We start from the raw sequence: 15,232 nt of genomic DNA on the forward strand, positions 1-15,232 counted from the left end.
CTAATGAGCAAAAATATTATAAAGCTTTCCCTTCTATTAATCTTTATCGTTTTCACAAATAATACCTATGCACAGGAATCTTTTATTAAGGATATATCCTACCCATATCTGGAAAAACTGATAGCCACAGCAAAGAAAAACTATCCGGAAGTTAAATTAAGACAAAGCCAGGTAAATGCCGCAAAAAGCAATTACAATGCAACCAAATTCGCCTGGCTCGATGGCTTAACCGCATCTTATATTTACAGTCCCCAAAATTCTATCAATCTTGCTACCCCGACTATTTTTAAGGGATATCAATTGTCTATATCTTTAAACATAGGCCAACTACTTAAAAATCCAGCCACAACCAATGCAGCCAGGGAAACGTATAAAGTAGCAGAGTATCAGCAAAGCGAATATTTGTTAAGCCTGGAAGCTCAGGTAAAACGCTTTTATTTTGCCTACCTGGAAGCTCAGGCCGAACTCAGATTGCGCTCAAATGCGGTACTTGATGCCGAAGGTGCGGTTAAACAATTAAAGTACGCTTTTCAAAAAGGAGAAACCACTTTTCAGATCTATAACGAGCAATTAAATAGCCTTTACAATCAAAACTCATTCAAAGTACAAGCTGAATTGGCCACATTTACAGCTAAAACCAATCTTGAAGAATTATTGGGTACTAAATTAGAAGAGATTAAATAATAATGGAGATAGCCAAGTTTTTTAAGCTTTTACGTAAATATCGCACTACACTCATCATCGTACCGCTGGTAACGATAATCGGTTCTTTTTTTCTTGTTAAAAACCTACCCAACAGCTATATATCACATGCGCAGATTGCTACTGGTATTGTTGATGCGTCCAGACACCTATTGGATAAGGATGATAATATAAATGCCCAAGAGCAGCAGGTTTTTCGTGAGTTTAGTAATCTTATCGCCATTATGAAGCTCAAGAAGCTGATTAATCAGGTTTCTTATCAACTCATGATACACGACCTGAGTAATCCTGTACCGTTTCGTAAATTCAGTAAAGAACTAACTGCTTTACACCCCTATGAACGCGATAGAGCTTTAGCTTTATTTAAAAACAAATTCCAAAGAATGGAACCTTTATCGTTGTATGATAAAGAGGAAGATAAATTAAATGACATCCTCATATCCATGAAATATGATGAGCGTTCCATAATGAAAGAGCTTGTTATAGCACGAGATGAGGACAGCGATTTCATTACGGTTACTTTTGATTCAGAAAATCCACAATTATCTGCATTTATAGTAAATACTTTGTGTAACCAATTCATCGCTTACTATACCCAAAATGTAAGGCAGAACGAAACTAATGCTGTGAATTTCTTATCGAAACTTCTTGAAGAAAAAAAGAACGCTTTAGATAAAAAAACAGAAGAACTGCAGAAATACAAGATACAAAACGGTGTATTAAGTCTTGATGAGCAATCAAAGGCTATTTTTGGCCAGATCATGGTTTATAACGATAAAAAGTTACAGGCCGAAAAAGACATCGTTTCCTATGATGGCGCCATTAACGCGATCAACAGTAAATTTGAGCCTGGCGACAGAAAGTATGTAGAAGCTTCCGTAAGTAAGTATAATCAAGCCATCACTACAACTCAGGATCAGTTACATATCCTGGAAGACAGATATGTTCGCAGTGGATTTAATCCACGCTATAAAAACACAATAGACTCTGTCCAAAACTTGCTTACGACACAGATAAATCAGTCGTCAGATAAGTACGTTACTAATCCATTAGTGGCCAAAGACGATCTGATCCATCAAAAACTGACGCTCGAAATTTCAAGAGACCTGGCTAAATACAGTGTAAAATCTATCGATAACGAGCTTGCCAATCTGAATGGCAAATTTTCGCGCCTGGTACCGTTTGACGCCACCGTAAAAACCTATGATTTTGACATTGATATTGCCGGTAAGGAATATCTGGATGTTTTAAACCGGTATAACGAAACCAACCTGAAATCAAACTTCTCCATCAACCTGAGGCAAGTTGAAATTGCTGCACCTGATGTAGCACAACCTTCAAAAAAACTACTACTGATTGCTCTTAGTGTAATATTAAGCGTATTTGCCTGCCTACTTGGGTTATTTGTACTGTTTTATTTGGATAGAAGTATCCAGGACCCATCAGACCTGGTTAACAGAACGCAATTGCCCCTGTTGGGTTATCTCCCCCCTATTAAAGGCGAAAACCTTGACTTGAAAAAGCTTTGGGATGTAGAACACCGGGATAAAATGAAGCAATTTAAAGAATTGATCAGATCTGTGCGGTTTGAGATAGACCAGGAGCTTCAGGGTGATAAAATCATTGCTATAACCAGTTTGGATGCGGCAGAAGGCAAAACATTATTAGCTATTAGTTTGGCTTATTCTTATTCCATGATCAATAAGAAGGTATTGCTAATTGATGGAAATTTTGACAACCCTACTGTTAGTAAAACAGCTATGCCTGGCGTTTACCTAGAGGATTATTTTAAAAATAACCCGCTTAATACCCAGGAAGTAAATAGCAGTACCGCAACCGTACTTGGCAACCATGGCGGAGACGTTACCTTATTTGAAATTGGAGATGAAGCATTTTTGAAAACACGCTTTGATGATCTCAAAACAAAGTATGATATTGTTATTATCGATACAGCACCGCTAACGTCTTTAAACAAATCAAAGGAGTGGTTATTATTTGCCAATAAGATCATTGCTGTTTTTGAATCGGGTAAAAGCATTACCAATACGCAAAAACCGAATGTGGCCTATTTGCGCAGCCTTAATACAAAATTTGCCGGCTGGATACTTAACAAAACCGATTTTAATCAGAAAAAAGATTCGGTGTCATAAGCCGCATCTCCTTATCGCTATAAAGGTCTATAATTAATTAAAATCATATTAATTATGAGGTTAGAACCAGAGAAAAAGAAACTCGACCCGTTTGAAAGCTTAAGTCCTGTTCAAAAAAAATCTCGTAAGGCTGCTGTTATCGTAGCGTTTATTGGTTCATTTGCCTGGGTCGTTAAAATTTTATTTTTTTAATCAGATAAACAGCAAATGCTGAATAACATGAATCATAATGAAACAAAGTTATCACTTTGGAAAAGCGTGCTCGCACAAAAGCTATCCAATAAGGTGGTAATATTATTTTTGTTATTGATTTCGTTATTCTTCAGCTATATAGTTTATAAATTCGGGATCATTGGAGGCAGCATTGTTTTAACCTTGCTTGTAGGTATTCCCATCTTATATGGCATTGTAGCCTATCCTAAATTCGGCATCACTATACTAATATTTGCTTCCTTTTTTGTGAATTATGTATCAGAGATAGTTCCGGAAATTGCCCCTATCGGAACTCTGCTTGACGCCATAACATATTTGCTGATCCTGGGATTTTTCATCAAGCAGAGAAAAGAACATGATTGGTCGCGTTTTAAAAACCCCATCAGTTATATTATCTTAATCTGGCTGGCCTATAACCTGTTAGAGGTTGCCAATCCCTGGGCAACATCAAGGCTTGCCTGGGTTTACACGGTACGTACCGTTGGTTTTATTATGCTGATGTACTTTGTATTTGTATATCACATCAGATCTGTTGATTTCATCAAGTTTTTGCTGAAGCTATGGCTGGCTTTTTCATGTATTGCCGCAATATCTGCATTTCAGCAGGAAAACATTGGTTTCTTTTGGTTCGAAAAAGACTACCTATATGCCGATCCCTTAAGGGTTAGCCTGCTTTTTATAAACGGGCATATGCGCAAATTCGGCATTTTTCCTGATCCGGTTACTTTTTCATACAACATGGTTGTTGCTGCTTTACTGTGCATCGCTTTAATTATGGGTAACCATAGCTTGCGTAAAAAAATAGCCTTGGGCTTTATGGCAGCATTTTTTCTTTTTGTGATGCTTTATTCAGGCACAAGAGCAGCATACGTCCTCGTCCCTGCATCATTACTCATGCTCGCTGTATTGAATTTCAATAAAAAGGTAATGATCTTCGCTGTTACAGCAGGTTTAATGCTCGGCTTTCTGATTGTAATGCCTACCTCCAACCCATTGATCAAACGGTTCCAAACAGCATTTAACCCCTCGAGCGACCCATCATACAATGTACGGGCAGAGAATCAAAAACGTATAAAACCATATATTTTATCGCACCCAATAGGCGGTGGTCTCGGCTCGGTTGGTGTTTGGGGGCGCCGGTTTTCGCCAAATTCCGAGTTATCAAAGTTCCCTCCCGATAGCGGTTACGTACGTGTTGCTGTAGAAATGGGCTGGATTGGACTAATCCTTTTTTGTACACTCATGTACATTGCTCTTTATAACGGCATTAACTATTACTACAGGATCAAAAACCCCGAACTTAAGAACTATTGCATGGGTATGATACTCGTCATATTTGCTTTCAATGTAGGTAATTTCCCCCAGCAGGCCTTGGTACAATACCCCAGCAATATCATGTTTTATTTAGCCATTGCTATAATCGTGGCCTGCATGCGCCTGGATAATGACGAACAGGAAAAGGCCCTGGCAAAACCGTTGGTAAACGAGCAGAAACTACAAAAATGGAGTTAACTAAATGGCACTAATATCAACCATAAAATCAAACCCTGGATTAAAGCGCTTTGTACACTGGCTTATTGTTCGCAGCGGTGAGGCTAAACCCAGGTTGTGGGTACGCTGGTTTGTCAATCCATTTTTTCACAAACGAGGCAAGCGGTCTGTTGTCAGGTTCAAGGCACGAATGGACATATTCCCCTTCAATAATTTCTCTTTGGGCAGCAATAGTATTATAGAAGATCTGGCAACCATTAATAACGGAGTTGGCGATGTTATTATCGGAAATAATTGTGGCATCGGGATCGGTAATGTATTGATAGGCCCCGTGACTCTGGGTAATTACGTTATGCTGGCCCAAAACATTGTACTTTCGGGGCTTAACCACGGCTACGAGGATGTCACTACTCCCCCCCGTTTACAAAAAGTAACCACCAAACAAATCATCATTGCCGATAACGTTTGGATAGGCGCCAACAGCGTGGTTACAGCTGGCGTTACCATTGGCAAACATGCTATTATTGGCGCCGGCAGTGTGGTTACCAAAGATATACCTGAATATAGCGTAGCAGTTGGCAACCCAGCAAAGGTGATCAAGAAATATAATTTCACAACTAAGAGCTGGGAAAAGGCATAATACATGGGTTTGCTTAAAAAAGTTATCAATAAACACACGCTTTCTTTAGCCAGTAATGCCATTATGCCGGTGTTGGGCATGGCTATACTATCGCTGATGGCCCGCTATCTTTCCAAAGCTGACTTTGGTGATTATATATTTTTCCTGATCGTATTTACCCTGGCCGATACCTTTCGTACTGGCTTTATGCAAACCTCACTTATTAAGTTTTACGCAGGTACCGATAAAACACGCGCGGCTAATATAGCAGGCTCAGCCTGGTATCTGGGTTTTATGATAGTACTGGCATTTGGGGTAGGTAATTTTCTGATGTATTTTTTCTACTTCGGCAATAACTTTAATATGGCGATGATCATCAAATGGTTCAGCTTGATATTTCTTTGTACACTCCCATCTGCCATAGCCATGTGGATACTGCAGGCCGAGGAACGCTTTGACAAATTGTTCTTACTACAGCTCATCAATCAGGGTGGATTTTTTATATGTATACTGCTATTGATCATTTTTCAGAAAGCCAGCTTTCAGAACGCGTTATATAGTTATCTAATTAATAATATATTAAGCAGTTTAATTACAGTTATTATTGGCTGGTCAAAAGTAAAAACTATCAGCAGTAAAAGCTGGGCATCCATCAAAGAACTGGCTCATTTTGGCAAGTTTAGTGTAGGTACCTCCATCAGCTCGTACTTGCTGCGCAGTTCTGATACTTTTATTATTAAAATGATGTTTCCATCTGAACTACTGGCAGTTTATTACATCCCGCAGCGCCTTATGGAAATATTTGAGATACCGCTGCGGGCTTTTATAGCTACAGCGCTTCCGGTAATGTCGGGAGCCGTTCACCGCGATGACAAAAAATATGTTTCTTATATCATGAAGAAATATGCGGGCATGCTCACCATAGCGTTGATACCTATTGCTATAGTTTCATTTATAGCTGCCGATCTGGTCATAGGTTTACTTTTTGGCGGCAAATATCAGCACTCAGATGCAGGCAATATCTTCCGTATATTCATGTGTTTTGTGATGTTGTTGCCTATCGATAGGTTTTTTGGTATTACGCTCGATATCATAGGCAAACCACAGCTTAACATGATTAAGGTGTTTATTATGCTTGCCGTAAATGTAGCCGGCGATTTTGCGGGCATATTTATTTTCCATAATCTTTATGGCGTAGCAATTGCATCCATTTTCACATTCTTTTCCGGGGCTATATTTGGTTACTGGGCCCTAAAGAAACACCTGGAATTTAAGCTTGGTGATATATTTAAACTAGGCTATATTGAATTAGTGGAATTATTAGGCATTGTATATCAAAAAGTGCTTAAAAAAGAACCTGAACAAAATTGATATGGAGCTCAAAAACAGGCATATCATTATTTTTTCACAGATGCAGTTTGACGGCCGCCTGGAGTCGACCAACTATACCATGGCCAAGCATTTGGCCAAAGACAATTTTGTGTATTATGTCGATCGTCCTTTTACCTGGAAGGATTATATTAAGTTTAAAGATACCAAAGAATATCGTGTTCGTAAACCACACTTTTTTTCGGCATCCAACAGTTACATTCAAACAGATATTCCCAATCTCAAGATCATTATTTCGCCTCCGGTACCATCAATCAATATGCTTCCCGAGGGTCGTTTGTACCGCGCAGCTGTTAAATTCAATGAAGGAATTGTTGCCAGACGACTAAAAAAGGTAATTAAAAACCTGAATATCAAGGATTACATCTACATCAATTCCTACAACTATACCTATCCCACTTTTCATCAACTCATAAAACCATTATTAACCGTTTATCATTGTGTTGATCCCTTGGTTGAAGAATATCAGATAAGGCATGGGCTTATATCTGAAGATATTGTAGTAAAAAGTGTAGATATGGTGATCTGTACCAGTAAACAGCTACGGGACAGCAAAAAAAAGATAAACAGTAACTCATTTTTTATTCCTAATGCAGCAAATATAGCCCATAGTCAAAAGGCACTTGATCCGCAATTACCGGTGGCCAATATTTTATCAGACATCAAGAAACCGGTGATCGGGTACTTTGGAAACATAGAACGCCGTATTGATTATGACCTGCTTGCCGAAGTATTACAGCAAAACCCTGATAAAAACTTTGTTTTTGTAGGTCCTATTGATGAGGATTACTTAGAGCATCCGGTATTTAAGGCATCTAATCTACTGTTAAAAGGTGCTGTACCTTATGAGCAGATGCCCGCTGTTCTAAAAGGCTTTGATGTGGCTATTATTCCTTTTAAAAAAGACGAAGTAAGTAATTCCATATTTCCTTTAAAATTATTTGAATACTTGGGTTCGGGGCGACCTGTAGTATCAACAGATTTTAATACCGATCTGCATGAATTTACCGGCAATACCGTAAGCTATTGCAGCAATGCCACCGAGTTCTCCAATGCCTTAAACACAGCGTTAAATGACCGCCCCAATCTTCAGCAAAAACGACTTGAAGTGGCGGCCGGAAACACTTGGGAGCATCGGATCCTGGAGATCAAAAACTTATTGGCATTAAATTTAGACAGAAAGCTTAATAGCTAACTTATATAAAACGCCTTTCAGATAACAAACATGGATATTATAAAACTAATAGCAACAATAATTATGGATGTGCTTTTTATATACCTGGGTGTATACAGCATTTATCTATTTATTTTCTCAGTTGCGGGGAAATTAATACCCATTAAACAACCTCCGGTTGCTTCTACGTTAAGTCGGTTTGTAATTTATATCTGTGCTTATAAAGAAGATGAGATTTTATTAAACTCTGCCGCAAGTGCCTTAACTATTGATTATCCTAAAGATCTGTTTCATGTTTGCATTATTGCGGATTCCCTTAAACCCGAAACTATTGAAAAATTAAAACAGATGCCCTTGCAGGTATTGGAGGTTTTTTTTGAGAACAGCACCAAATCAAAAGCCTTAAATAAAGCCATTGAAAATACAGCTGATGGCTTCGACGCGGCCATCGTTTTTGATATTGATAATGTAGCAGCCTCCGACTATCTGCACCAGATCAACAACTGGCTACAAATGGGCGAACGGGTGATACAGGGACACCGGGTAGCCAAAAATACCAATACCCAGGTAGCGGTGCTTGATGCCATAAGCGAAGAAGTTAACAATCACATTTTCAGACACTCGCAATGGTTATTTAAACTATCTGCAGCTATAATTGGTTCTGGAATGGCTTTGGAATACAAACTCTTTAAGGAAACCATGGGTAAAATAGACGCCGTAGGTGGTTTTGATAAAGAGATGGGATTGATACTTACCCGCCAAAAAATAAGAGTAGCCTACGCCGAAAAAGCTTTGGTTTATGATGAAAAAGTAAGCAACCCAGAAGTATTTAAAAAACAACGTAAAAGGTGGCTGTCGGCCCAATTTAATCTGTTGCGAAAGTATGGCAGCAGCGGCTTGGGGCAACTATTTTTACATGGAAACTTTGACTATTTTAACGAAATATATCAAATGTCAATATTACCGCGGGTACTGATGTTGGGATTGATGCCTTTTATGTTGCTGATGTCCTTCCTACTTCCAGGCATAGGCCCTCACTGGCAACTATGGCTCGCAGCCACGCTTTGTTGTTACATTGGTATTGTTGTTGCTATACCCAGACAGTTCTTTAACAGGAATCTGTTCAACGCGGCACTAAAACTGCCACTGATATTTTTCACCATGTTATTGTTGCTATTTAAATTAAAAGGTGCCAATAAAAAATTTATTCACACCCCTCACGATCACACTGCCGCGTAATTACGCACAGAAGAATTGACGAGGGCATAAAGATGTTAACCGGATAAATAATTGTCTCACAATGTCCAATCCAGTAAATACAGACGCTATAAATACATTGAACAATACACAGGCCGATTATCCCAGAGATAAAGCGCTTCATCATTTAATTGCAGATCGTGCCGCTCAACTACCCGATGAGGTTGCCGTTGTATTTGAAAACCGTACACTTACTTTTAAACAGGTAAACGAAGCGGCAAATAAACTGGCTAGGCACCTGCTCACATTCAAGATACAAACAGGTGATATTATTGGTCTATCGGTTGATCGCTCTCCCGAAATGCTTATCGCATTGTTAGCCATCTTAAAAACCGGTGCGGCTTATGTACCTCTTGATCCTGAATATCCGAAAGACCGGGTAGAGTTCATGATGGAAGATTCGGCTGCCAAAATATTGCTCACTTCTCAAAAATTTAAGGGGCATTTTGTTTCAGTAGCACAGGAGGTTTTGATTGAAGATGCGATAGCTAAATTTGATAGCTATAGTAGCGAAGAACCAGAAACTATAGTTACAGGGGATGACCTTGCCTACGTACTATTTACATCAGGCTCAACCGGTAAACCCAAAGGTGTACAGATCAAACATCATAATCTGGTCAATTTTCTGCTCAGCATGCAAAAAAAACCCGGATTAAAAACCGGCGATAATCTGCTTGCTGTAACCACTATTTCCTTTGACATTGCCGGGCTCGAAATGTTTTTGCCGCTGTTAACCGGTGCTAAACTGATTATTACTGATGCGATTACTGCTAAAGATGGTCGCGCGCTGATCGATTTGGTTACTGATCATCAGATAACCGTAATGCAGGCTACCCCTTATACCTGGCGGGTAATGCTGGAAGCGGGCTGGGAAACCAAATTCCCGCTCCGGATACTTTGTGGAGGTGAGGCCCTCCCTAAGGATCTGATCAATAAACTCCTTGCCCGTTGCTCCGAACTTTGGAATATGTATGGCCCGACTGAAACTACGGTATGGTCGACAGTAAAACAGATTACCAGCGACGAAGATATTTCGATCGGCAAACCCGTAGATAACACGCAGATTTACATTCTTGACGAAAAGCTGAACAACTTTACAGACGGAACCATTGGCGAAATATATATTGGTGGCGATGGTGTTGCCAAGGGCTATTTAAATCGCCCTGAGCTTACAAACGAGCGTTTTGTGAATGATATATTTTCGGGCATTCCCGGAAGCAAAATGTACCGTACCGGTGATTTAGGTAAAATACGTGAAGATGGAGAGATCGTTTGCCTTGGTCGTATTGATCACCAGGTAAAAGTACGTGGTTATCGTATTGAACTGGAAGAGATAGAACAAAATCTGTTAAAACAAGACAATGTAAAACAAGCCGTTGTTATTGCCCGTGAAGATACTCCCGGAAACCCGCGGTTAGTAGGTTACGTGATCATCCATGATCAAAAAAGTGATAACGATCTGCGCGCGCAATTTGATACCTGGCAACGGGGCCTATTGGAGGTATTACCGGAATATATGGTACCCGATGATTTTGTGATCATGGAAACCATCCCGATTACGCCTAATGGTAAAATAGACCGTAAGGCCTTGCCAAAACCAAACTATAGCAACATACAACGTACCGGCGAGATTGTAGCGCCACGCACCAGCAATGAAAAACTGGTAGCCGATGTATGGAAAGAGTTAATGGGCTTGGAAACCATTAGTATTTTTGACAATTTCTTTGAACTGGGTGGTCGTTCCCTGGTAGCAGTTAAAATTATGGCTCGCCTGGAACAGGAAACCGGTAAACGCTTGCCGTTGGCCACGCTTTTTGAACATGCTACAGTAGAAAAATTGGCTGCCCGCCTTGAAGTTGATGCGACCTCTATCACCTGGGAATCCTTAGTTCCGATAAAACCTAATGGCACAAAAATGCCGCTTTATATTGTACACGGCGCTGGTTTGAATGTATTATTATTCAATGCCTTGGCTATGAATATGGATGCTGAGCAACCAGTTTATGGTCTTCAGGCCAAAGGATTGAATGGTATTGATGACCCATTGGATGTTATGGAAGAGATAGCTGCTAATTACATAGCCGAAATTGTAGCAAAGAATCCGGAAGGCCCCTACGCCCTTGCAGGGTACTCCTTAGGTGGCATTATTGCCTATGAAATGGCCAATCAATTAATGGCCGCAGGTAAAGAGGTGAAAATGCTGGCCATGTTTGATACCTATGCAGATCTGTCAACTATTAATGATCCTTTACTAAAAAAGATATTTAATAAAGCTACTTTGGTTTTAAAACAGATCGGCTATAGTTTGGTATTGCTCGCAGAAGATCCTAAACGCACCATTGAATATAAGAGTCTGATCATTAAAAGGAAGATCATTAAACTTTTCTGGAAAATAGCTCCGGGCAAGGACGAGAAGAAAGAAGGCTTTTTTGCTTATGATAACGAGATAGACGAAGCAAGTGAAAAAGCATTGCGCAATTATATTCTGAAACCATTACCGATAGCCATTGAATTATTCAGAGCTAAGAAACGCACTTTTTACATGGCCGATTTTAAATTCCTGGGCTGGCGTCCATTTGCGCAAAAAGGCGTTCATGTGCATGATATCCCTGGTGAGCATAATACCATATTTGCTCCACCAAACGATAAGGAATTTGCCGTGGTGCTGCAAAATTGCCTTGATCAGGTATCCAAGAATTAATATCCTCTATATAATTAACTAACTGATTGCCCGGTGATATAAATTATCACTGGGTAATTTTTTGGAATCGCTTTTTGATTTTCAAAAAAGGTTTTTCATATCCATAGTAAGAAACCGAAGCCAGGATGATAGTCCCCCCTGTTGTCATCGCATAGATCAGGATGTTTTCGATAAATATCCCCAGGGAGATCAAATACTTTTTAACCAGGAATAACACCAGGAATAAAACAAATTTATGCAGTAAATATATCCCGTATGAAATTTGGCCGATATAATCCAGATATCTGTGATTTAATGAATAGATGCTTGTACCAGCCTCGCAAAGGTTTACAATAAGTAACGACGACATAAATGCTATCAAAACATCACCATGCGGAATATCATAGTTGATATACAACCCAAGGTAAATAATATAAATCATCATTAATATGGCCTGAAACCATCTTTTAAAGATCACATTAAATAGACGTTGAAATTTAAAATCAAATTCCGGGTGCTTGGTATTGTAATAAATAACGGCAATCACCGCCCCTATCATCATATTATCATAGCGGGCGTAATACAAAAATATATGTAGTATGTGGTAAGCTGAGCTCTCATTGGCAATCCTGCCAAATATTACCTGTATCGCGATGATAAAAACGATAAAAAGTAATAATGCATAAAGAATATGGTTCAGCTTTTTGAGCCTGAAAAAATGAGGGTGAAAAATATAAAACTGCTCTTCGGTACCAATTGACCAGATTGGATCCATAATAGCCGGTAACAGGTTGAGACAAAATGCCAGGTTGGGTAAAAACAATACGGAAAGCCATAACGCTTTATCTGCTCCACCCGGGTAAATAAAAAAACCAAATAAAACCACCAGAAAGTATAAAGGCCATATTCTCAAAAGCCTTCGCATATAAAAAGCTTTAAAATTAACTGCTCCGAAATTTTTCTTTTCTTCCAGTAATAAATAGGTTATTAAAAATCCGCTTAATGAAAAGAAAACCGTTACACCGATCTTGCCTAAATTAAGCACATCAAAATGCGGTATACGTGGTATGTTAAAATTGCCTTTGTGTAATTCAATATGCGCTATAACCACCATCAGGGCGGCCAAGGCCCTGATCCCGTTTAAATTGGGGAAATGCAATTTGGGGCGATTTTTACTCAATGAAACTTGCTTCGTTCCATCATCCATAGCTATTTTATATTACGATTTTAACTTTTAGATAATCTTTTCTGATTAAGAAATAACACTATAAATACTTCTGTATCAATACAACCTTATGTTACAACACTCCAACTCACGCCTGGCACACTTCTGACTATGCGCTTCACCTCGCTATGGCTTAACTTTTGATAATATTAATTCGTAAACGTATCACTTCTGTCTTAATCATTATACATGAAAAAAGTTTCTATTGTTACAGTAAATTTTAATCAGCCGGCAGTTACTGAAGATTTGTTGGAATCAATAGAAAAATTGAACAGCTACAAAAACATTCAAATTATTGTAGTTGATAATGCAAGTATAGCAAATCCCCTACCAGAGTGGTCTTTAAAATATCCGCATGTAACTTTTATACGCTCCGAGGTCAACCTTGGTTTTGCAGGTGGAAATAACCTGGGGATTAAAGAAGCAACCGGCGATTATCTTTTCCTGGTCAATAATGATACTGAATTTACCCCTGGCCTGGTCGAAAAACTGGTTCAGGTTATGGATACCAAAGATGAAGTGGGGATGGTATCGCCTATGATCAAGTATTACAGCGACAAGCAGTTGATACAATACGCAGGATATACACCCATGAATTATTATACCTGCCGTAACAGTTGCATTGGCTTTAAGCAAAAGGACACTGGCCAGTATGATCATATCACGGGCCCTACCGCCTATTGTCATGGTGCATCTATGATGATCAGAAAAGAAGCTGTAGACAAAGCCGGGTTAATGAGCGAAAACTATTTTTTATACTACGAAGAAGTGGATTGGTGCGAACATATCATGAACGCCGGGTATAAGGTCTGGATTTGTACTGATGCATTGATCTACCATAAAGAATCGGTGTCAGTAGGTAAAAAAAGTAAACTAAAAGAGTATTTCATGAATCGCAACCGTATACTGTTTATACGGCGTAACGCACCATTTGGTAAAATGCTGATCTTTTACGTTTATTTTTTACTTTTTGTAGTCCCCCGGAATTTAATAGCTTATCTTAAAGCGGGTAACAGCAATTTTATACCTGTACTTTTTAAAGCTATCTGGTGGAATTTCACCCATTCAAAAAATAGCAACAATTTAGGTTATCCTATTAGCACCATCAAATGAAAATTACATTAGCCATAAGCCTCCTTATTGTATTTTACACCTTTGCGGGTTATGGGATACTTCTATATGCCATCATACGTATCAAAAGAATATTCAGGGGTACCAAAGTAATAACAGAAGATCTGGATAACCTACCCACTTGCACACTGGTTGTGGCAGCCTATAACGAGGAAGGGTTTATAAAAGATAAAATAGCTAATACTCTTTTATTAAATTACCCTGCAGGGAAATTGAACCTGCTTTTTGTAACTGATGGATCATCAGACGATACACCAAACATCATAGCACAATATTCACAGATCCAATTATTGCATCAATCGCAACGGAACGGTAAAATAGCAGCAGTACATCGTGCTATGGAATTTGTACATACCGATGCAGTTGTATTTACCGACGCCAATACATTTTTGAATAAAGATGCACTGATAAAAATCTGCAGGCATTATATCGATGCCACAGTTGGGGCGGTAGCCGGGGAAAAACGTGTACACTTTGATGAAAATGCCGATGCCAGCGCCGCGGGTGAAGGCTTTTATTGGAAGTATGAATCAGCATTAAAAAAATGGGATTCTGAACTGTATTCGGTTGTTGGCGCGGCTGGTGAATTGTTTAGTGTAAGGCGTCATCTTTATCAGCCCGTTCCAGCAGATACCGTACTGGACGACTTTATGATATCTATGCTGATAGCCAAAAAGGGATATCGGATTGTATACGAACCCGAAGCTTATGCCACAGAAACTGCATCAGAAAACGTATCAGAAGAGTTAAAAAGAAAGGTAAGGATAGCAGCCGGAGGCATACAATCTATTTTACGGTTAAAAAGCTTATTCAATCCTTTTGTTTACCCAGTTCTCTCATTTCAATACATCAGTCACCGCGTTCTGCGATGGACTATTACCCCTTTTTTATTGATATTATCATTTGTACTCAATATTATATTGGCTCTTGAACCTGGGGCTACTGGATACCAATTACTTTTATTGGCTCAAATATTGTTTTATACGCTTGCGGTATTAGGGTTTATTATGGAGAAGAAACAACTTCGCATAAAAATATTGTTTATACCATATTATTTTTGTGTGATGAATTATGCAGTTTTGGCTGGCATTATCAGATATTTTACAGGCAAACAAAGTGCTGTTTGGGAAAAAGTACAGCGCAAACAATAACCGGTGCTTAATAACAATTAAAATATTAAATATATAAAAGTATAAAATCG

General features: G+C 39.0%; 12 protein-coding genes. 11 read left to right on the forward strand and 1 reads right to left on the reverse strand.

What is annotated here, in order from left to right; translation table 11 throughout:
* Positions 1–3: 3 nt before the first annotated feature.
* The 9 genes from ACTJKG_RS13620 (at position 4) to ACTJKG_RS13660 (ending at position 11,696) form a co-directional block, all read left to right on the forward strand.
* A complete protein-coding gene (locus ACTJKG_RS13620; RefSeq protein ID WP_172333626.1) occupies positions 4–684 on the forward strand; it encodes a TolC family protein in 681 nt (226 codons plus the stop codon).
* 2 nt (positions 685–686) lie between these two features.
* Positions 687–2,852: an exopolysaccharide transport family protein gene (locus ACTJKG_RS13625; protein ID WP_172333627.1), complete on the forward strand. Its 2,166-nt coding sequence runs from the start codon at positions 687–689 to the stop codon at positions 2,850–2,852.
* 54 nt (positions 2,853–2,906) lie between these two features.
* Entirely contained in the window at positions 2,907–3,044 is a 138-nt protein-coding gene (locus ACTJKG_RS13630) for a hypothetical protein (RefSeq protein ID WP_172333628.1), read from the forward strand.
* A gap of 27 nt (positions 3,045–3,071) precedes the next feature.
* A complete protein-coding gene (locus ACTJKG_RS13635; RefSeq protein ID WP_216650460.1) occupies positions 3,072–4,577 on the forward strand; it encodes an O-antigen ligase family protein in 1,506 nt (501 codons plus the stop codon).
* 4 nt (positions 4,578–4,581) lie between these two features.
* Positions 4,582–5,196 (forward strand): acyltransferase, encoded by a 615-nt coding sequence (locus ACTJKG_RS13640; protein WP_440739521.1) that lies wholly within the window; start codon positions 4,582–4,584, stop codon positions 5,194–5,196.
* A gap of 3 nt (positions 5,197–5,199) precedes the next feature.
* Positions 5,200–6,546, forward strand: a complete 1,347-nt coding sequence (locus ACTJKG_RS13645; protein WP_440739522.1) for an oligosaccharide flippase family protein — start codon at positions 5,200–5,202, stop codon at positions 6,544–6,546.
* A 1-nt stretch (position 6,547) separates the two neighbouring features.
* Positions 6,548–7,759 carry a glycosyltransferase gene (locus ACTJKG_RS13650; protein WP_172333632.1) on the forward strand — a complete coding sequence of 404 codons (1,212 nt, stop codon included), beginning with the start codon at positions 6,548–6,550 and terminating at the stop codon, positions 7,757–7,759.
* Between the two features lie 30 nt (positions 7,760–7,789).
* Positions 7,790–8,977 (forward strand): glycosyltransferase, encoded by a 1,188-nt coding sequence (locus ACTJKG_RS13655; RefSeq protein ID WP_172333633.1) that lies wholly within the window; start codon positions 7,790–7,792, stop codon positions 8,975–8,977.
* Between the two features lie 61 nt (positions 8,978–9,038).
* On the forward strand, positions 9,039–11,696 hold the full coding sequence (locus ACTJKG_RS13660) for a non-ribosomal peptide synthetase (protein ID WP_440739523.1): 2,658 nt from the start codon (positions 9,039–9,041) through the stop codon (positions 11,694–11,696).
* A 46-nt stretch (positions 11,697–11,742) separates the two neighbouring features.
* On the opposite strand, the gene ACTJKG_RS13665 is transcribed toward ACTJKG_RS13660, so the two are convergent.
* Positions 11,743–12,882 (reverse strand): acyltransferase family protein, encoded by a 1,140-nt coding sequence (locus ACTJKG_RS13665; protein ID WP_440739524.1) that lies wholly within the window; start codon positions 12,880–12,882, stop codon positions 11,743–11,745.
* 207 nt (positions 12,883–13,089) lie between these two features.
* Here ACTJKG_RS13665 and ACTJKG_RS13670 point away from each other — a divergent pair, with 207 nt between their 5' ends.
* Complete coding sequence (locus ACTJKG_RS13670; protein ID WP_440739525.1) at positions 13,090–14,013, forward strand: glycosyltransferase family 2 protein; 924 nt, start codon at positions 13,090–13,092, stop codon at positions 14,011–14,013.
* Complete coding sequence (locus ACTJKG_RS13675; protein ID WP_440739526.1) at positions 14,010–15,182, forward strand: glycosyltransferase family 2 protein; 1,173 nt, start codon at positions 14,010–14,012, stop codon at positions 15,180–15,182. Before ACTJKG_RS13670 ends, ACTJKG_RS13675 begins: the two co-directional genes overlap by 4 nt.
* Positions 15,183–15,232: the final 50 nt, after the last annotated feature.

The organism is Mucilaginibacter sp. 22184 (assembly GCF_052045695.1).
Taxonomy (GTDB): domain Bacteria; phylum Bacteroidota; class Bacteroidia; order Sphingobacteriales; family Sphingobacteriaceae; genus Mucilaginibacter.